Source organism: Pseudomonas sp. SDI (assembly GCF_003105155.1).
Taxonomy (GTDB): domain Bacteria; phylum Pseudomonadota; class Gammaproteobacteria; order Pseudomonadales; family Pseudomonadaceae; genus Aquipseudomonas.
This window is the reverse complement of sequence record NZ_QETK01000003.1, coordinates 142,199-162,050: the sequence shown is the minus strand read 5'-3', so window position 1 is coordinate 162,050 and position 19,852 is coordinate 142,199. Positions and strand designations below refer to the sequence as shown.

The 19,852-nt window shown below is 63.0% G+C and carries 15 protein-coding genes; 7 read left to right on the top strand and 8 right to left on the bottom strand.

The window, feature by feature from the left end; translation table 11 throughout:
• Positions 1-23: 23 nt before the first annotated feature.
• Positions 24-722, bottom strand: a complete 699-nt coding sequence (locus DCO48_RS03225; RefSeq protein ID WP_116549172.1) for a LuxR family transcriptional regulator — start codon at positions 720-722, stop codon at positions 24-26.
• 243 nt (positions 723-965) lie between these two features.
• Between DCO48_RS03225 and DCO48_RS03220 the strand changes: the two genes are divergently transcribed.
• Positions 966-1,742, top strand: a complete 777-nt coding sequence (locus tag DCO48_RS03220) for a ferredoxin--NADP reductase (protein WP_116549171.1) — start codon at positions 966-968, stop codon at positions 1,740-1,742.
• 40 nt (positions 1,743-1,782) lie between these two features.
• On the opposite strand, the gene mscL is transcribed toward DCO48_RS03220, so the two are convergent.
• Positions 1,783-2,193 (bottom strand): large-conductance mechanosensitive channel protein MscL, encoded by a 411-nt coding sequence (gene mscL / locus DCO48_RS03215; protein ID WP_116549170.1) that lies wholly within the window; start codon positions 2,191-2,193, stop codon positions 1,783-1,785.
• 176 nt (positions 2,194-2,369) lie between these two features.
• Here mscL and radA point away from each other — a divergent pair, with 176 nt between their 5' ends.
• Complete coding sequence (gene radA / locus DCO48_RS03210) at positions 2,370-3,740, top strand: DNA repair protein RadA (protein WP_116549169.1); 1,371 nt, start codon at positions 2,370-2,372, stop codon at positions 3,738-3,740.
• 87 nt (positions 3,741-3,827) lie between these two features.
• Here radA and DCO48_RS03205 read toward each other — a convergent pair whose 3' ends face one another.
• The 4 genes from DCO48_RS03205 to DCO48_RS03190 all read right to left on the bottom strand — a co-directional run bounded on the left by DCO48_RS03205 (position 3,828) and on the right by DCO48_RS03190 (position 8,450).
• Positions 3,828-4,583 carry a DUF2182 domain-containing protein gene (locus tag DCO48_RS03205; RefSeq protein WP_116549168.1) on the bottom strand — a complete coding sequence of 252 codons (756 nt, stop codon included), beginning with the start codon at positions 4,581-4,583 and terminating at the stop codon, positions 3,828-3,830.
• Entirely contained in the window at positions 4,583-6,139 is a 1,557-nt protein-coding gene (locus tag DCO48_RS03200; RefSeq protein ID WP_133247581.1) for a tyrosinase family protein, read from the bottom strand. Before DCO48_RS03200 ends, DCO48_RS03205 begins: the two co-directional genes overlap by 1 nt.
• 160 nt (positions 6,140-6,299) lie before the next feature.
• Positions 6,300-7,820, bottom strand: a complete 1,521-nt coding sequence (locus DCO48_RS03195; protein ID WP_116549166.1) for a nucleobase:cation symporter-2 family protein — start codon at positions 7,818-7,820, stop codon at positions 6,300-6,302.
• Between the two features lie 264 nt (positions 7,821-8,084).
• Positions 8,085-8,450 (bottom strand): PilZ domain-containing protein, encoded by a 366-nt coding sequence (locus DCO48_RS03190; protein WP_116549165.1) that lies wholly within the window; start codon positions 8,448-8,450, stop codon positions 8,085-8,087.
• Between the two features lie 195 nt (positions 8,451-8,645).
• Between DCO48_RS03190 and DCO48_RS03185 the strand changes: the two genes are divergently transcribed.
• Genes DCO48_RS03185 through yjiA form a run of 3 tightly spaced genes read left to right on the top strand, consistent with a single transcriptional unit; the run spans position 8,646 to position 11,968 of the window.
• Positions 8,646-10,712: a carbon starvation CstA family protein gene (locus tag DCO48_RS03185; protein WP_116549164.1), complete on the top strand. Its 2,067-nt coding sequence runs from the start codon at positions 8,646-8,648 to the stop codon at positions 10,710-10,712.
• 18 nt (positions 10,713-10,730) lie between these two features.
• Positions 10,731-10,931 (top strand): YbdD/YjiX family protein, encoded by a 201-nt coding sequence (locus DCO48_RS03180; RefSeq protein WP_116549163.1) that lies wholly within the window; start codon positions 10,731-10,733, stop codon positions 10,929-10,931.
• A gap of 59 nt (positions 10,932-10,990) precedes the next feature.
• Complete coding sequence (yjiA, locus tag DCO48_RS03175; RefSeq protein WP_116549162.1) at positions 10,991-11,968, top strand: GTPase; 978 nt, start codon at positions 10,991-10,993, stop codon at positions 11,966-11,968.
• A 119-nt stretch (positions 11,969-12,087) separates the two neighbouring features.
• Here yjiA and glyA read toward each other — a convergent pair whose 3' ends face one another.
• A complete protein-coding gene (glyA, locus tag DCO48_RS03170) occupies positions 12,088-13,341 on the bottom strand; it encodes a serine hydroxymethyltransferase (RefSeq protein WP_116549161.1) in 1,254 nt (417 codons plus the stop codon).
• 173 nt (positions 13,342-13,514) lie between these two features.
• Positions 13,515-17,354, bottom strand: a complete 3,840-nt coding sequence (locus tag DCO48_RS03165; protein ID WP_116549160.1) for a bifunctional diguanylate cyclase/phosphodiesterase — start codon at positions 17,352-17,354, stop codon at positions 13,515-13,517.
• Positions 17,355-17,612: 258 nt separating this feature from the next.
• Here DCO48_RS03165 and DCO48_RS03160 point away from each other — a divergent pair, with 258 nt between their 5' ends.
• Both DCO48_RS03160 and ettA read left to right on the top strand, forming a co-directional pair.
• On the top strand, positions 17,613-17,924 hold the full coding sequence (locus tag DCO48_RS03160; protein ID WP_116549206.1) for a hypothetical protein: 312 nt from the start codon (positions 17,613-17,615) through the stop codon (positions 17,922-17,924).
• 191 nt (positions 17,925-18,115) lie between these two features.
• On the top strand, positions 18,116-19,780 hold the full coding sequence (gene ettA / locus DCO48_RS03155; protein ID WP_116549159.1) for an energy-dependent translational throttle protein EttA: 1,665 nt from the start codon (positions 18,116-18,118) through the stop codon (positions 19,778-19,780).
• Positions 19,781-19,852: the final 72 nt, after the last annotated feature.

Below are 19,852 nucleotides of genomic sequence, written 5' to 3'. Positions count from 1 at the left end.
CAAGTGAGATGGCCGGCGCATCATCAGAGCAAACCAAAGCGTGCGGCAGCGACAGCGGCCGCCGTCTTGTTCGAGGTCTCGGTCTTGGCGATGCAGCTGCGAATATGGAAATTCACCGTGCTCTTGGACAGCGTGAGGATGCAGGCAATGTCGTCGGCGGTCTTGCCCTCGGCCGACCATTTGAGCACTTCGATTTCGCGCTTGGACAGCTCCAGGGTCGGCGGCCGGTGCAGGTGTTCGGTCATCAGCGAGTGCAGGTGATTGCACAGCCACATGGTCCGCGCCGCCTTGTCGTAAAACTCCTGCCGGCTGATCTTGCGCGTCGAGCGGGCGACGCTGAGGATGCTGGCGTTTCCTCGCGCATCGTGCGCGGCAACGCTCCAGCCATAGCGCAAGCCGTTTTCCTGGGCTTCCTTCCAGAGCGCTGGGGTGCTGTTGAACACCTCGTCTTCCCACAGCAGCGGCAAGGTCGAGCTGCGGCAATGCTGGAGCACCGGGTCGGCATCCACGTAATGATTCTGCTCGTAGCTCTTCGCCCAGGCCGGCGGGTAGTTGCTGAGGAGCACTAACTGCGGATTGAGTGTCGCCTGGCGACTCAAGGTACCGAACGCCAGATAGCCCATGCCGAGCTGTCTGGTGAGGGTCAGGGCCAAATCGAAAGCGCGTTGCTGATTGCGCTCCTCGATCAGTTCCTGCAGCACTTCGGGTTTCCAGTGAGACATTTCCATGTGCTCCAGCGGATGGATCCAAAAAAGAATTTGTGCCCGTTCGAGTGTAGGAAATGTCTTAGCGTTTTGTTAGGTTTTTTTTCTATAGGGCATGGTTTTTTTTGTGCGCTTTTCATCATTTTCGCACTTGCCACTATCCTGAAATCATTGCTCGAATGGGGTAGCCGCGTTAAACCCACGGTTTTTATTCCGCCGGCTTTCGGCGACACTGGGCGCATCAGATTCCCGGAGTAGACCATGACTGCCAGCGCGGAGAAATACACCCGCCAGACCCTGCTCGACGTTCAGCCGTTGACGCCGCACCTGTTCAGCCTGCGGACCACGCGTGACGCCGGTTTTCGTTTTCGCGCCGGGCAGTTTGCCCGTCTGGGCGTGACCAAGGCCGACGGCAGTGTGGTCTGGCGAGCCTATTCGATGGTGTCTTCGCCGTTCGACGAGCACCTGGACTTCTACTCCATCGTGGTCCCTGGCGGTGAGTTCACCAGCGAGCTGAGCCGGCTGCGGGCTGGCGACGAACTGCTGATCGACCGCCAGGCGTTCGGCTACCTGACCCTTGATCGCTTTGTCGATGGCCGCGACCTCTGGCTGTTGGCAACCGGCACCGGCATTGCGCCGTTCCTGTCGATCCTCCAGGACTTCGAGGCGTGGGAGCGCTTTGAGTCGATCAAGCTGGTGTACTCGGTACGCGAGGCCAGGGAGCTCGCCTACCAGGAGCTGATCGCCGGCCTTGAGCAGCGAGATTACCTGGCCGAGTTTGCCGGCAAGTTACAGTTCATTCCGCTGGTCACCCGCGAGGCGCACCCGGGCGCGTTGCAGGGGCGCATCACCACGCTGATCGAAAATGGCGAGCTGGAAGCGGCCGCCGGTCTGGCGCTCACTCCCGAGCACTCGCGGGTGATGCTCTGCGGTAACCCGCAGATGATCGACGATACCCGCCAAGTGCTGAAAGCGCGCGACCTGCAACTGGCCCTGACGCGCCGGCCCGGGCAAGTTGCCATCGAGAACTACTGGTAAATGAAACGGCGCCCGCAGGCGCCGTTTTCAATGCGTCGGTTCAGGGCCGGTTCTGCGCCTTGAGCAGGTCGCGGATCTCGCCCAGCAACTCTTCCTCTTTGGTCGGTACCGGTGGCAGGGTCGGCGCCACGGCTTCTTCGCGCTTGAGGCGGTTGATGACTTTCACGCCCATGAAGATGGCGAAGGCGACGATGATGAAGTCGATGATGCTCTGCAGGAACTTGCCGTAGGCCATTACCACGGCCGGTACATCGCCCTCGGCTGCTTTCAGGGTGATGGCCAGGTCACTGAAATCCACCCCACCGATCAGCAGACCGATTGGCGGCATGACCACGTCGCCAACAAAAGATGAAACGATTTTGCCGAAGGCGGCACCGATGATGATACCGACGGCCATATCGACCACGTTGCCCTTGACCGCGAAGGCCTTGAATTCACTGATCACGCCCATGGTTTATTCCTAGTAACAGATGAGGTTGGTAGTCGCAGTGTAAATCAGCTATGCGCTTCATGCTCCGCGTTACGGCGTACGCTCCCTGTTATAGCGATTGGTTTTGTCGCACAGGCGGCGCCCTGTGCCCCGGCTGGCTCGGCTATCATGGCGACTTTTTCCAGGAGAGAGTCCCCATGGCCAAGGCCAAGCGCATGTACGGCTGCACCGAGTGCGGCGCGACCTTCCCGAAATGGGCCGGCCAGTGCGGCGAGTGTGGCGCCTGGAATACCCTGGTCGAAACGGTGATCGAAAGCGGCGCGGCGGCGGCCCCCAGCGGGCGCACCGGCTGGGCCGGGCAGCAGGCGCAGATCAAGACCCTGGCCGAGGTCAGTGTCGAGGAAATCCCACGCTTCACCACCGCCAGCGCCGAGCTGGACCGAGTGCTCGGCGGCGGCCTGGTCGACGGCTCGGTGGTGCTGATCGGCGGCGATCCGGGCATCGGCAAATCGACCATCCTGCTGCAAACCCTGTGCAACATCGCTACCCGCCTACCGGCGCTGTATGTCACCGGCGAGGAGTCGCAGCAGCAGGTGGCCATGCGTGCCCGCCGGCTCGGTTTGCCGCAGGATCAGTTGCGGGTCATGACCGAAACCTGCATCGAAACCATCATCGCCACCGCACGGGTGGAAAAACCCAAGGTGATGGTGATCGACTCGATCCAGACCATCTTCACCGAGCAACTGCAATCGGCACCGGGTGGCGTCTCGCAGGTGCGCGAGAGTGCGGCACTGCTGGTGCGCTATGCCAAGCAGAGCGGCACGGCGATCTTCCTGGTCGGCCACGTGACCAAGGAGGGTGCGCTGGCTGGGCCGCGCGTGCTCGAACACATGGTCGACACCGTGCTGTATTTCGAGGGCGAATCGGACGGCCGCCTGCGCCTGCTGCGGGCCGTGAAAAACCGCTTTGGCGCGGTCAACGAGCTTGGCGTGTTCGGCATGACCGACCGTGGCCTGAAGGAAGTTTCCAACCCTTCGGCGATCTTTCTTACTCGCGCCCAGGAAGAGGTCCCCGGCAGTGTGGTGATGGCCACGTGGGAAGGTACCCGGCCAATGCTGGTCGAAGTACAGGCGCTGGTCGACGATAGCCACCTGGCCAACCCGCGCCGGGTCACCCTGGGCCTGGACCAGAACCGCCTGGCCATGCTGCTGGCGGTGCTGCATCGGCATGGCGGGATTCCGACCCACGATCAGGACGTGTTCCTCAACGTGGTCGGCGGGGTCAAGGTGCTGGAGACCGCTTCGGACTTGGCGCTGATGGCGGCGGTCATGTCCAGCCTGCGCAACCGACCGCTACCGCATGACCTGCTGGTGTTTGGCGAGATCGGGCTGTCGGGCGAGGTACGCCCGGTGCCCAGTGGTCAGGAGCGCCTGAAAGAAGCCGCCAAGCACGGCTTCAAACGCGCCATCGTGCCTAAGGGCAACGCGCCGAAGGAGGCGCCAGCGGGCCTGCGTATCGTTGCCGTGACGCGTCTGGAACAGGCCTTGGACGCCCTGTTCGAGGAGTGATCGGTGCAGCCGGGCGCAGCCAGTGAAGCAAGCTGCGCAGGCCGCTGAGCGGCGCCTCGAAGTGGCGGATCTACAACCGCTCAACCGTCACTTCGTCAGCCGTGGCGCACTGCCGGGCAGCAAGGTCCGATAGCTCGGCAGCGGCCAATGCCAGCGCGCCGGACGGGCCGGCAGCATGCGTTCGCGAACCAGCCAGAGCATGCAGACGAACATCACCAGACCGTGTGCCTGCTCTACCAGGCTGGGCAGCAGCATCGCCGGCCAGCAGGCGGCGATGCACCAGCTGCCGTTGATCAGCCCATAACGCAGGCTGTCGCGGGCCATCGGCCAGCCGAACAGCGACAGCCGGGGCGGGAAATGGCAGCGGTTCAGGCTCATCTGCTTGGCCGGTGACGCCTGCCAGAGCAGTGCGGCGAGCACGGCCCAGACCACGGCCGCATCGCCCGCCAGCACCTTGAGCGTGATCGACGCCAGCGTCAACAGCGCGCCCGCCAGGGTCCAGACCAGCAGGTAGCCGAGCACGAACAAGACGATGGCGATGGTGCGATGCCGTGCCAGGTTGCGCCGCCACAGCAACTGCAGCGGCCCGCCGAGCAGCAACGGCATCATCGCCAGCAGCATCAGCCACCAGGCCAGCAGCGGCCCGAGCGGGTCCATCGCGAGTGTCAGCGACACCCCCGACCAGACCCCCTGCGAGAGCATGCCGGCCACCGAACCGCAGAAGTCCGGAATGGCCATCTGCGTCGGTGCCCCGCTCAGCGCCACCCAGCCGGTCAGGCTGGCCAGCGCCAGCCAGGGCCAGGGGCCCTGGCGCAGCGCGTTGGCCGAGACCGCTGAGGTCATCAGCGCGCGCCTTTACGGTGCAGGGTGATGCGGCCGATCTTGATCCCGTCCTCGGCGGTCAGGGTTTGCGTCGGCACGATGCTGACCTTGAGCTGGTCGAGGTCCTGCGGATCGTTCAGGTTCAGCTGGTTGACGATGTCGGTGATTTCCAGCGCCGCCCCAACCCCTGCGCCGCCGTGTGCCGAATCGACCTCGCTGGCCTGCTTGAGGCCGAACAGCGCCACCGAGCCTGCGCGCAGCTCGGGATGCTGGGCCGCCGTGGCGCCCGCTGGCAGGTTGATGTAGACATCCAGGGTGGCACCGGCTACGTCGCCACGGATGTTTTCAAGCTTGACGAAGACCCGCTCCGGCGCTGCAGGTGCGGCGTTTTCGCCGGCGCTCAGCAGGTTGTACGATTGCAGTTGGCCAATGACCTTGGCGGCACCGGCCTTGTCCACGCGCAGCGGGGTTTCGACGTGGTTGCCGATCACCCGCAGTTCGCCGGTGTTGGCGCCGATCAGTTCGGTGACAGGTGCTTTCATGGCGGCGAATGACCTTGCCGAGCCCACTGCGCGCGCTTCGGCGGCACCGCGCAAGCCCGGCTCTGTAGTGTTTTCGTAGATGTAGCCGAGGGCCTTGGTGTCGAGCACTTCGCCGACCTTCCAGACCTGGCTTTCGCCGTTGACCTGAGGCAGGACGAATTTGCGCCCGTCGCTCGGCGGGCCGAAGACGAACTCGTCGGTGGTGGGGTTCTTGTGTTCGGGGTTACGGTCCAGCCAGACCTGCCAGAGCCGGTCGACGTTGGCGTGGTGCAGCCAGAACACTGGATCGAGGGCGGCCTTGTCCGGGTCGTACATCAGGCCCACGTGTTGCAATGGGCCGTTCTTGCCGTTGGTGCCGCCAACTTCCAGGTGCACCTGGTTATGCGGCTGGTTTTCCAGCAGGCCGAAGGTGCCGTCGTCGTGGTTGAAACCGGTGGTCAGGCCGCCGAAGCCGGGGATGGCCGAGTCTTCGCCGGTGTATTCGGGCTCGTTCAGGGCGTTTTCCGGGTCGACCTTGTCCTTGCGCAAATTGATCACACCGTCCTGCAAGATGCCGTAGCGTAGGCGCACCGGCAGGGCCAGCGGGTTGGGCGTACCGTCGGGCAGGGTTTTGTCGTAGAACGCCGGCGGCAGGGTCAGCACCTCTGGGCGCTCTTTATAGTCGCAGTAGTCCCAGTAGGGCAGCGCCCAGTCTTTTGGCCCGCCGAGTTCTTCCACGGCGGCGCGCACGATCTGTTCGAACGACAGCACGTAAGGGCGGTGCCACGGCAGGAAGAACCAGGTCGAGTGCTGGCACTGGTCCCAGTAGATTTCGCGCACTTGCGGGGCCGGCAAGGCTTCGCCGGGCTTGAGGTAGCCGTCGACTTCCCAGCTGAGTTTGTTGAAGCCGTGGATGCCGGCCAGGAAGCGCCAGCTGGTGGGGTCGGTGATCGGGCGGGTTTGCAGTTTCTGGATGGCCTTGGCGTACCACAGCAGGGTCGAAGGCCATTTTTCGTCCTTGGTCATTTTCCATAAATCGCGGCGGATGTAAGTCACGATAACGCTCCTTCCCTGAAGTGATGCCGAAATGGCTCATTCACGATAGATCAGGTTTGGCAATGTGCCACTACCTTGTGTCGAAAGAGTGGGTCGTGCTTTTGATGCACAAAAAAAGGGCCGGCGATGCGCGCCGGCCCTTTCCTTTATTCAGCCGCGGTTAATGCTCCGCGACGGCCTTTCGGCGCGGCGCGCCAGCGCCGTGCTCGTCAGGCTCCACCAGGGGGATTTCCTTACCGTCGGCATCGAACAGCTTGCCGTCCTGGAAGTAGTCGCCATCACGCAGCGCGGAGATGTCCGAGTAGTTCATGGTGCGTTCGGAAGCCGCCACGAATACCGATTGCTGATCCGAGTTGCCGGTTTTGAAGTGGTTGAACACCAGGTTCAGCAGAATCGCCATGATCGCCGCCGAGCTGATCCCCGAGTGGAAAATCGTTTCGAACCAGTTCGGGAAGTGATCGTAGAAGTTCGGTGCGGCAATCGGGATCATGCCGAAGCCTAGCGAAGCCGCCACGATGATCAGGTTCATGTTGTTGTGGTAGTCGACCTTGGACAAGGTCCGGATACCACTGGCGGCCACGGTACCGAACAGCACGATACCGGCACCCCCGAGCACCGAGGTTGGCACTGCGGCAATCACCCGACCCATGATCGGCAGCAAGCCGAGCACCACCAGAATCACCCCGCCGGTCGCCACCACATAACGGCTCTTGACACCGGTCACGGCGACCAGACCGACGTTCTGGGCAAAGGCGCTCTGGGTGAACGAGCCGAAGATCGGCGCCAGGATGCTCGACGCCATGTCGGCGCGCAGGCCGTCGCCCAGACGTTTGGAATCGACCTTGGTGTCGATGATTTCGCCTACCGCGAGAATGTCCGCCGAGGTTTCCACCAGGGTCACCATGATCACGATGCACATCGACAGGATGGCGGCCACGTGGAAGGTCGGCATGCCGAAGTGGAACGGCGTCGGCATTGCCATCAGCGGGCCTTCGAGCACCTTGCTGAAGTCGGCCATGCCCAGCGACCAGGCGATCATCGTTCCGATCATCATCGCCAGCAGAATCGACAGCCGCGAGATCGCCGCGCTACCCAGCTTGCTCAGTACCAGCACGATGAGGAAGGTCAGCGCGGCCAGGCCGATGTTGGCCATGCTGCCGAAGTCCGGCGCCTTGCTGTTGCCACCCATTACCCAGCGCGCCGCGACCGGCATCAGGGTCAGACCGATGGTGGTGATGACGATACCGGTCACCAGTGGCGGGAAGAATTTGGTGATGCGCGAGAACACCGGCGTAATCAGGAAGCCCAGCAGCGACGCTGCCATCACCGCCCCGAGTACCCCCGGCAAACCGCCGCCGCCTTCGGTGCTGAGAATCGCACCCATGGTGGCCACACCGGCAAACGACACGCCTTGAACCAGAGGCAGCTGGCAGCCAAACCACGGCAGGCCCAGCGTCTGCAACAAGGTAGCCAGGCCACCGGCAAACAGCGAGGCCGCGATCAGCAGGCCAATGTCCGCTGGGCCAAGGCCTGCGGCCTGTCCCAGAATCAGAGGTACCGCAACGATACCTCCGTACATCGTCAGTACGTGCTGCAGGCCGTACGCCAAGTTGGCGCCGAGGCCGAGGTTTTCGTCTTCGGGACGTGACGCTGAAGACGTGCTAGCGGAGGACGTATTCATGGATCAGGTTCTCTGTTTTATTGTTGTGGCGCTACTGTAGACAAGTCCTACACTCGATTGCCAGAACAATTGTATACAGTTTTTAGATTTACGTGGGAACAGTCCTACGGGTGATCGGTTTCAGGCTGCGAATGCAGTTTCTGTTCCATAACGTATACGCGTGCGTACACAGGGCTCTGCGAAAGCCCTGTGCCAGCATCTGGAGAGGAGAGGGGGGAGGGGGTTACCGGAGCTGCCAGCGGTTAGATAGCAGCCTAAAAGATTTCAAACTCCGATCAATTGCCGTAGTTCGCGGTGCAGCTCTTCGTCGTCGCCCAGGTTCAGCTCGACCAAACGGCGCAGGTGGGTGATGGAGTCGATATCGATATAGGTGCAGGCAAAGCCGATCTGCTCGGCGTCCTCGTGGCGCAGTTCGATGTTCATCTTGATCAGGGTCTGCTCGTCGAGGTGCACGAAGGCGTTGAAGACGGCAGTGGGGTTGGCGTCCCAGGGCTTGGGGCATTCGATCAGCAAGCCCTTGAGGGACAAGTCGAGCAGTTTGACGGGCCAGACCTGGTCGTCCTGCACCAGTTCTGTGCGCGCTTGAAAGGCAATACGCCTGAAACAACGACGTTCATGAGGGTCGCGCATGGCCAATTCCTCCGGGGTTCGTCTGAACTATAGCGCAGGCCTTGCCAGGTGCTTGCAAGGCACTGCTCAGGGGTGCATATAAAGAGCCTGGGTTTCCCCACGGGAGGCTCTAGACCAAAGCAAGTATGGCAATGCGCAATGACTCGCCCTAGACTCGGTGGGCGGTCCTTCTTATCCATTAGCTGGAAGCAAACCATGAACAACAATAATAGCCTGCTACGCCATATTCCCTGGCTGCTGCTGGCAGTCCTCGGAGCCTGTGCGCTGGGTGTGGTCGCCCTGCGTCGTGGCGAGGCAATCAACGCCTTGTGGATTGTCGTTGCCTCGGTGGCCCTCTACCTGGTCGCCTATCGCTACTACAGTCTGTTCATCGCCACCAAGGTGATGCAACTCGATCCACGTCGGGCCACCCCGGCGGTGCTCAATAACGACGGTCTGGACTACGTTCCGACCAACAAGCACATTCTGTTCGGTCACCACTTTGCCGCCATCGCTGGCGCCGGCCCGCTGGTCGGTCCGGTCCTGGCGGCGCAGATGGGCTACCTGCCGGGCACACTCTGGCTGATTGCTGGCGTGGTGCTGGCCGGTGCGGTGCAGGACTTCATGGTCCTGTTCCTGTCCACCCGCCGTAACGGCCGCTCGCTGGGCGACATGGTCCGCGAGGAGATGGGCCGCATTCCCGGCACCATAGCCCTGTTCGGCTGTTTCCTGATCATGATCATCATCCTCGCGGTGCTCGCGCTGATCGTGGTCAAGGCGCTGGCCGAGAGCCCATGGGGCATCTTCACGGTCATGGCGACTATCCCGATCGCAATGTTCATGGGCGTCTACATGCGGTATATCCGCCCGGGTCGTATCGGCGAGATCTCGCTGATCGGTGTGGTCCTGCTGTTGCTGTCGATCTGGCTGGGGGGCCAGGTGGCGGCGGATCCGGTGTGGGCCAAGGCCTTCACCTTCACCGGTGTGCAGATCACCTGGATGCTGGTCGGTTATGGCTTCGTGGCGGCGGTACTGCCGGTGTGGCTGGTGCTGGCGCCGCGTGACTACCTCTCGACCTTCCTCAAGATCGGGACCATCGTGGCCCTGGCCATCGGCATCCTGGTGCTGGCACCGGAGCTGAAAATGCCGGCGCTGACCCAGTTCACCGACGGCACCGGCCCGGTGTGGAAGGGCACCCTGTTCCCGTTCCTGTTCATCACCATTGCCTGTGGCGCGGTGTCGGGCTTCCATGCCCTGATCTCGTCGGGCACAACGCCCAAGCTGCTGGATAACGAAGTCAACGCCCGCTACATCGGTTACGGCGGCATGCTGATGGAATCCTTCGTGGCGATCATGGCCATGGTTGCCGCGTCGGTGATCGAGCCAGGCGTGTACTTCGCCATGAACAGCCCGCCCGCGGTGGTCGGTAGCGACGTCGTTGCGGTGGCGCAAACGGTCAGCAGTTGGGGCTTTGCGATTACTCCGGACGCCCTCGAAGCGGTCGCCAGGGACATTGGCGAGCACACCATCCTGGCCCGTGCCGGCGGTGCGCCGACCCTGGCCGTGGGTATCGCGCAGATCCTCCACCAGGTGTTGCCGGGCGAGAACACCATGGCCTTCTGGTACCACTTCGCGATCCTCTTTGAGGCGCTGTTCATCCTCACCGCCGTGGATGCCGGTACCCGTGCCGGGCGCTTCATGCTGCAGGACCTGCTGGGTTCCTTCGTGCCAGCGCTGAAACGCACCGAGTCGTGGCCAGCCAACCTGATCGCTACCGCCGGTTGCGTGACCCTCTGGGGTTACCTGCTGTACCAGGGCGTGATCGATCCGCTGGGCGGCATCAACACCTTGTGGCCGCTGTTCGGTATCTCCAACCAGATGCTGGCCGGTATTGCGCTGATGCTCGGTACTGTGGTGCTGATCAAGATGAAGCGCCAGCGCTACATCTGGGTCACCCTGCTGCCAGCAGCCTGGTTGCTGATCTGCACCACCACTGCCGGTTTCATCAAGTTGTTCGATCCGAACCCGGCCGTCGGCTTCCTGGCCCTGGCCAACAAGTACAGCGCCGCGCTGGATGCCGGGCAGGTACTGGCCCCGGCCAAGGACATCGGCCAGATGCAGCACGTGATCTTCAACGCGTACACCAACGCGACGCTGACCGCGCTGTTCCTGTTCGTGGTCTTCAGTATCCTGTTCTATGCCGTCAAGGTCGGCTATCGCGCCCTGAGCAAAACCGAGCGCACCGACAAGGAAACCCCGTTCCAGGCTTTGCCGGACGCGTAAACCAAGAGGAATGCAGCGATGTTCAACGATCTCGGTCGACTGGGTAAGTACCTGGGGCAGGCAGCCCGCCTGATGGTCGGCATGCCCGACTACGACAACTACGTCGAGCACATGCAGACCAAGCACCCGGACAAGCCGGTGATGACCTACGAGGCGTTCTTCCGCGAACGCCAGGAGGCGCGTTACGGTGGCGGCAAGGGCAGCCCCCGTTGTTGCTGAGTCCGCAGTACTAGCCACGCGCCACGCCTTGTCGTGGCGCGTTTCATTTCGGGAGTCCCATGACCCATCTCACCCCTATTCCGGTCACCGTGCTCAGCGGCTTTCTCGGTGCCGGCAAGACCACCCTGCTGCGCCACCTGCTCAAGGCCGAACACGGCCTGAAGATCGCCGTGATCGAGAACGAGTTCAGCGATGCCGGGATCGATAGCCAGTTGCTCGGCGACGAGCCGGTACAGGTGATGACCCTGGCCAATGGCTGTGTCTGTTGCAGCATCCACACCGACCTGACCAAGGCGCTGTTCCTGCTGCTGGAGCGTCGCGACAGTGGCGAGATTGCCTTCGACCGCCTGGTGATCGAATGCACTGGGCTAGCCGACCCGGCGCCGGTGGCGCAGACCTTCTTCATCGAGGAGGAACTGCGTGATCGCTACCTTCTCGACGGCATCATTACCCTGGTGGACGCGGCGCATGCCGAGGTACACCTGAGCCAGGCGATTGCCCAGGCGCAGGTCGGGTTTGCCGACCGGCTGCTGGTGAGCAAGACCGATCTGGTGACGCCGGCGGCCTTCGCGGCGCTGAGCGAGCGGCTGACGCGGATCAACCGTCGGGCGCCGATTCGGGTGGTCGAGCACGGGCGTATCGACCTGGCCGAGTTGCTCGATGTGCGCGGCTTCAACCTGAATGCCGACCTGGGCGGCGGGTTGAACCTGCGGCCGCTGGGCAAGCCAGCCACCCCGGACCGGATATCCAGTCTGGTGCTGCGCACCGACGTGGCGCTGGATATCGACCGGCTCAGCGACTTCATGAACGAGCTGCTGGAGGCGCATGGCAAGCAGTTGCTGCGCTACAAGGGCGTGCTGAACATTGCCGGCGAGCCGCGGCGGCTGGTGTTCCAGGGCGTGCTGAAACTGTATGGCTTCGACTGGGATAGCGAGTGGGCCGATGGCGAGCCGCGCGAGAGTGTGATGGTGTTTATTGCCGACGAACTGCCGGAGGAAACGATTCGGGCAGGGTTTGAGGCCTTGAGTAGGGGCTGAGGGCCTCATCGCGGGACAAGCCCGCTCCCACAGGGTTTGTAGCGATTTCTGTGGGCGCTGGCTCGTCCCGCGATGCTTTCAGGCAGGCCAAAAAAAGCCCGGCGAACCGGGCTTTTTTATTAGTTGCCGTAAACCGGCAGCTTCTTGCAGATAGCCTTGACCTTCTCACGAACGGCATCGATTACCGCTTCGTTGTTCAGGTCGGCCAGGATGTCGCAGATCCAGCCAGCCAGTTCCTTGCACTCTGCTTCCTTGAAGCCACGGGTGGTCACCGCCGGAGTACCGAAGCGCAGGCCGGAGGTGACGAACGGCGAACGTGGGTCGTTCGGCACCGAGTTCTTGTTCACGGTGATGAAGGCGCGGCCCAGGGCAGCGTCAGCGTCTTTACCGGAGATGTCCTGCTTGATCAGCGACAGCAGGAACAGGTGGTTTTCGGTGCCGCCGGAGACCACATCGAAACCGCGCTCGATGAACACACCGGCCATGGCCTTGGCGTTCTTCACCACTTGTTGCTGGTAAGCCTTGAACTCAGGCTGCAGCGCTTCCTTGAAGCAGATCGCCTTGGCCGCGATCACGTGCTCCAGCGGGCCGCCCTGGGCACCCGGGAATACAGCGGAGTTCAGCTTCTTCTCGATCTCGGCATTGGCGCGCGCCAGGATCAGGCCGCCACGTGGACCGCGCAGGGTCTTGTGCGTAGTGGTGGTCACGACGTCGGCGAATGGCACCGGGTTCGGGTACACGCCAGCGGCAACCAGGCCAGCAACGTGGGCCATGTCGACGAACAGGTAGGCACCGACCTTGTCGGCGATTTCGCGGAAGCGTGGGAAGTCCAGCACTTGCGAGTAAGCCGAGAAGCCGGCAACGATCATTTTTGGCTTGTGCTCGACGGCCAGGCGCTCGACTTCGTCGTAGTCGATCAGGCCGTTGGCATCGATACCGTATTGAACGGCGTTGTACAGCTTGCCCGAGGCGCTGACGCTGGCGCCGTGGGTCAGGTGACCGCCGTGTGCCAGGCTCATGCCGAGGATGGTGTCGCCGCCTTGCAGCAGGGCCAGGTAGACCGCAGCGTTGGCCTGGGAGCCGGCGTGTGGCTGGACGTTGGCGTAATCGGCGCCGAACAGTTCCTTGGCACGGTCGATGGCCAGTTGCTCAACCACGTCGACGTATTCGCAACCGCCGTAGTAGCGCTTGCCTGGATAGCCTTCGGCATACTTGTTGGTCAGAACCGAGCCTTGGGCTTCCATCACGGCAGGGCTGGTGTAGTTTTCCGAGGCGATCAGCTCGATGTGCTCTTCCTGACGCTGAGCTTCTTGCTCCATCGCGGCAAAGAGATCGGCGTCGTACTTGGCAATGGTCAAATCACGGCTGAACATGGCGGTCCTCAAGGATCGGGCTGAAAAGGGGGGCATTCTACCTCATCGGCTTTTGTCTGGCATATGAAAGGGCATCATGTCGCAGACAAGCGGGGTTCATTTGGGATCGGCGGGAGATTCAGCGCGGGTCTAGGAGCAGGCAAGCCAGCGCCTACACGCAGTCAGTCAGACCGCTAGTCGAACATGAACAGCGTTTCGTTGCTGAACTGCGCTTCGAACTGGTTCGCCGGCATCGGCCTGCCAAACAGGTAGCCCTGCACCTCGTCGCAGCCGTGCTCCCGCAGGAACTCCAGCTGCTCATGGGTTTCCACGCCTTCGGCGATCACCGCCAGGTTCAGGCTGTGGGCCATGGCGATGATCGCCCGGGCGATCTGCGCGTCCTGTTCGCCCTCCGGCAAACCATCGACAAAGGTCCGGTCGATCTTCAACACGTCGATCGGGAACTGCTTCAAATAGTTGAGCGACGAATAGCCCGTGCCAAAGTCGTCGACGGCAATGCTCAGGCCCAGGTTCTTCAGGCTGTCGAGGATCACCATCGCCTCGTCCACCTCGCGCATCAGGATACTCTCGGTCAGTTCCAGCTCCAGGCACGCCGGTGGTAGCCCGGTGTCCTTGAGGATGGTGGCGATCCGCGTGCCGAGTTGGCCGTCGGAGAACTGCCGCGCCGAAATGTTCACCGACACCTTCGGCACGCGCACCTTGGCCTGGTGCCAGGCCTTGAGCTGACGGCAGGCCTCGGCAATCACCCAGTCGCCGACATCGACCACCAGGCCGAGCTCCTCGATCACCGGGATGAAGTCGCCCGGCGGCACCAGCCCGCGCTGCGGGTGGCGCCAGCGCAGCAGCGCCTCGGCGCCGGTCAGGCGCTTGCCGTCGCCGCTGAACTGCGGTTGGTAATAGAGGATGAATTCGTTCTGCTCCAGGGCATGGCGCAGGTCGCTTTCCAGCTCCAGCCGCTCCAGCGCACTGGCGTTCATGTCGGCCTGGTAGAACTGGAAGTTGTTCTTGCCTCGCTCCTTGGCGTGGTACATCGCCGTGTCGGCGTTCTTCATCAGTTGGCTCAGCTCGCTGCCATCCTGCGGGCTGAGGGCGATGCCGATACTGGCGGTGACGAAGAACTCGCGGTTCTCCAGCACAAACGGCCGCACCAGGCTGCCGAGGATCTGCTCGGCAACATGAATCGCCCGGTTCAGCGCGATTTCGCGGGTCGCCCGCGGTTGCAGCAGCAGGGTGAATTCGTCGCCCCCCATGCGCGCCACGGTGTCGTCTTCATCGACGCAGTCGAGCAGGCGCTCGGCCATGTCCTTGAGCATGCGGTCGCCGGCCGCGTGACCGAGCGAGTCGTTGATCGGCTTGAAGCGGTCGAGGTCGAGGAACATCAGCACCACCCAGGCCTTCTGCCGCTCGGCTTGTTGCAACGCGGTGTGCAGACGGTCCTGGAACAGCGTGCGGTTGGGCAGGTGGGTCAGGGCGTCGTAGTAGGCCAGGCGGTGAATGCGCTGCTCGCTGGCCTTGCGCTCGCTGATGTCGGTGAAGAAGCACACGTAGCTGGCCAGGTCGCCTTCTTCGTCGAACACGGCGGTAATCCCGACCCAGGCCGGATAGTGCTCGCCGCTGCGGCGCTTGAGCCACACTTCGCCTTCCCAGGTGCCGCGCTCGTGCAGTTGCTTGAGCACGTAGCGCAGGTGAGCTTCCTGCTGTTCGTCGACGGTGAGCATGCTCGGCAACTGGTCGAGCACATCGCTGACCGCGTAGCCGCTGACGCGGCTGAAGGCCTCGTTGGCCTGGACGATATAGCCGGCCGGGTCGGTGATAAGGATCGCCGAGGTCGAGTGCTCGAATACCGTCGCGGCCATGCGCAGGTCTTTCTCGGCGCGGCGCTGCTGGCTGATGTCGCGGCCAACGCCAAGAATGCCTTCGAAGTGGTTGTGCTCGTCCCAGACCAGCACCAGGCGCAGTTCGATGGGGATCTTGCGGCCATCGGCACGCAAACAGTCGAACAGGAACAGCTGGGTCGGTACTTCGGTGCGCAGCCGTTCCAGTTGCGCGGTGTTGCCCAAGGCATGGTTGACCCGCTCGAACAGGCTGTACAGCCCGCTCAGTTGCGCCGGATTGGCGATGGTCGATTGCCAGCCTTTGGCGAAGATCCACTGCACGTCGTAGCCCAGCACGGCCTGCACCGACGGGCTGACGTAGTTCAGGTTGAGCTGGTCGTCGGTGGAGAAGATCACGTCGCTGATGCTCTCGGCGAGCATGCGGTAGCGCTGCTCGCTGTCGCGCAGCGATTCGCTGGCCTCGATCTGGTCGGTGACGTCCTTGGCCACGCCGATGATCCGCGTGACATGCCCCACCTGGTTGCGGGTCAGTACCTGTTCGCGGATATCGTAGCGGCGCCAGCGCTGGTCGTGATGGCGGAAGCGCAACTGACAGTGCAGTTGTTCCACGTAGCCGCTCAGGCGTTGTTGCTGGCGCAGGTGGTGGTAGATGTCGGCGTCTTCCGGGTGCAGGAGAATTTCCCAGAAGTACTCGCCCATCTGTGCCAGTTCCGTCGGCGAATAGCCCAGCGTGCGGCCCAGGTGACGGTTGGCGAAGATCATTCGCAGGCTCTGCACATCCTGCACGTAGAGCTGATCGGGCACGGTCCGGACCACGTCCGACCAGAAGCGTTCACGCTCCAGCAGCGACAGTTCGACCTGCTTGCGGCTAGTGATATCGCCGATGCTGAGGATCACCGCGTGGTCGTCGCGGCGCTGCTGCGGGAAGCGCACCATCACCCACAGGTGCTGGTCCGGCCCCTGTTCGCGTGGCACGCGCAGCTCCAGTTCGAGCTGGCGCTGGTTGTCGAGCACCGCCTCGATCAGGTGCAGGCCGATGCCGTCGAGCGGCCCGCTGCCGCCGTCGATCAGGCGCCGCCAGGCGCTGTCGCGGCACGCCACGCCGAGCAGTTGCAAGGCCACCTGGTTCACTTCGGTGATCTGCAGCGCCTGCAGCAGGGCGTCGCGTAGCTGCGGCGCCTGTTGCAGGCGCTGTTGCAGATCGTCGCGCGAGCGCAGGCGCAAGCGTTCCAGCAGGGCATGGAGGCCGGACAGGTCGAGCACGCACAGGGCCACGCCGGTGCCTTCGAAGATGTCCTGATAGCGCCGCCGGCCTTCCTGCAAGGCGCGATGGCGCCGGCGCATGCTGGTCAGCGCCAGTAGCGGCAGTAGGGCACAGAACAGCCCGAGCACGCATTTGCCGATCAGCGCCGGCAGTAGTTGCTGACGGCTGCGCGCTTCATCGAACAGGCCGCGCAGTTGCCAGTCGCTGTTATCGAGGAAGGCCAGCATCACGCTTTGCAGGGGCGCCTCGCCGGCCTGGCGCTCGTCGGCCGGTACATGCCGGCTGAGCACCTGCGCGGTGCGGCTGTTTTCCAGCAACCACAGCGGGTGCGCTGGGTGTTCGAGGCGTTCGGCCAACTGGTCGTAGAAGCCCGGCGCCAGGCGCAACAGCCAGAAACCGTTGCCGGTGTCGGCGGGCTGGCGCAGCAGCAGGTAGACCGTGCTGTTGTCGCTGCTGTTGCTCAGGTAGAAGCTGCGCTGCTGGATCTGGCGCCGCAGTTCGTCGATCGCCGCTTGATCGCTGCTCGCTGGCAGGCTGTCGCGCAGCGGGCGGCCATTGGCGTCGAGCCAGGCCAGGCTGCGCAGGGTCGGCAGTTGTTGTTGCAGGCGTGCGACCAGGGTTGGTAACCGATCAACGGCTGGTGCGGCGACCAATGGTTGCAGCAGAGTCAACGCCTGCTGGGCTTCCAGGGCCATTTTCAGGCTCAGGTGGTCGGCCAGCTCGGCGCTGGCATCCAGGCTGTGCTGGCGGCGGTCGCCCAGGGTATGGCGAAATTGGTCGAGCAGTTGCCAGAACAGCAAGGCGAGCAACAGCAGCACCAGAATGGCCAGGGCTCCTTTCAACGAACCGCGCAAGGGCGAACCCGACGCGGCAGAGGCGTCGCCCAAGGATGGCGGCTGAGTGAGATTGGTCAAACGGTGATCCTGCGGTATGGCTGGCTGTGGCAGGCAAGCACTGCTCGGGGGCAGGTGCCGACAACGCTGGCGACGGTCCGATTGCGCACTATAAGCCCGACGCCCGAAGGGCGGCTAGCATGCCTTGAAGTATGCCAAAGTGCCAGCACTGTTCGTCGCGCAACTGTGCGCCAGGTCACAGGTGGCGCGGTTCGGCATTCGGCGGCAACGTATGCGAAAATGCCGCCGCGTTTTTTTGAAGCATTGGAGAAGTACGGTTTGGTTACACACTATTCAACGAACGGTAGCGACTCGGCCTGTGGTCGCACGTCGCCAACCCTGGTCAGCTCCGCAGACACCGCCACGGTGTCGTGCAAGTCGTGCCAGCGCTCGCTGGTGAAGCCGGAAGCGGCCCCGGTCAAGAAGACCCCGTCGCTCGCCGATCTGCGCAAAAAACCGGCCGCGACCAAACGCGCCACGCCTGCTGCCAACGCTGGTTTCTGCTTCAAGGCCGGCTGGCACGCCCGCCTGCGCGCACTGCCAAACACCTGCCGCCTGCCGCGCGGCGTTGCTGGCCAGGCGTTCGTCTGAGCCGCTGCTAGTGTTGCCCCCCCCCGGCCGACACGCCGGGGGCTCCCGCCTGTGATCAGTCCATCTGCGCAATGCAGCGTCTTGACGTAGAATGGTCGACTTTGTTCATTGACACTCCGTAAGCACATCGCCGAATCCGTGGGTTTCAGGGTTTTCGCCGCTGTCCTTACTTCTTTCTAGAGGGCTTGGTTTTGGCTCAATACGTCTACACCATGCATCGGCTGAGCAAAGTTGTTCCGCCGAAGCGGGAAATCCTGAAGAACATCTCCCTGTCGTTTTTCCCGGGCGCCAAGATCGGCGTGCTCGGCCTGAACGGCTCGGGTAAATCGACCCTGCTGAAAATCATGGCCGGTGTCGATACCGAATTCGACGGCGAAGCGCGGCCGATGCCGGAGCTGAACGTCGGCTACCTGCCGCAGGAACCACAGCTGGACCCGAGCAAGACCGTGCGTGAAGTGGTCGAGGAAGCGGTCAGCGTGATCAAGGATGCCCAGGCGCGCCTGGACGAAGTCTATGCCGCCTACGCCGAGCCGGACGCCGACTTCGACAAGCTGGCGGCCGAACAGGCCAAGCTCGAAGCCATCCTGCAGGCTTCCGACGGTCACAACCTGGAGCGCCAACTGGAGGTCGCCGCCGACGCGCTGCGCCTGCCGGCCTGGGACGCCAAGGTCGAACACCTGTCCGGTGGTGAAAAACGTCGTGTGGCCCTGTGCCGCCTGCTGCTGTCGGCCCCCGACATGCTGCTGCTCGACGAACCGACCAACCACCTGGACGCCGACTCCGTCGCCTGGCTGGAACACTTCCTCCACGACTTCCCGGGCACCGTGGTGGCGATTACCCACGACCGGTACTTCCTGGACAACGTGGCGGGCTGGATTCTGGAACTCGACCGCGGCGCCGGTATTCCGTACGAGGGTAACTACTCGGGTTGGCTGGAAGCCAAGTCGGATCGTCTGGCCCAGGAGTCCAAGCAGCAGTCGGCGCACGAGAAGGCCATGAAGGAAGAACTGGAGTGGGTGCGCAAAGGCGCTAAGGCCCGCCAGTCGAAATCCAAGGCCCGTCTGCAACGCTTCGAAGAAATGCAGTCGCAGGAATTCCAGAAGCGCAGCGAAACCAACGAGATCTACATCCCGGCCGGTCCGCGCCTGGGCGACAAGGTCATCGAATTCAAGAACGTCACCAAGGGCTATGGCGATCGCGTGCTGATCGACAACCTGTCGTTCGCTATGCCGAAGGGCGCCATCGTCGGTGTGATCGGTGGTAACGGTGCCGGTAAATCGACCCTGTTCCGCATGCTGATGGGCAAGGAACAGCCGGATTCTGGCAGCATCGAGATCGGCGACACCGTGCAACTGGCCTGCGTCGACCAGAGCCGCGAAGACCTCGACGGCAACAAGACGGTGTTCCAGCAGATCTCCGACGGTTCCGACCAGTTGCGCATCGGCAACTACGAGATTCCGTCGCGCACCTATGTTGGTCGCTTCAACTTCAAGGGCGGCGACCAGCAGAAGTTCGTCAAGGACCTCTCCGGTGGTGAGCGTGGCCGCCTGCACCTGGCCCTGACCCTGAAAGAGGGCGCCAACGTGCTGTTGCTCGACGAACCGTCGAACGACCTGGACGTGGAAACCCTGCGTTCGCTGGAGGAGGCCCTGCTGGACTTCCCGGGCGCCGCCATTGTGATCTCTCACGATCGCTGGTTCCTGGACCGTGTGGCCACCCACATCCTGGCGTACGAAGACGATTCGCAAGCAGTGTTCTTCGAAGGCAACTACACCGAGTACGAAGCCGATCGCAAGAAGCGCCTCGGCGAGGCGGCTGCACAGCCGCACCGTGTACGGCACAAAAAACTGGCATAACCCTCGCGGTTTTGCACTAAGACGGGGCCTTCGGGTCCCGTTTTTTTTGCCTGGATTTTCTGGGAAGTTCAG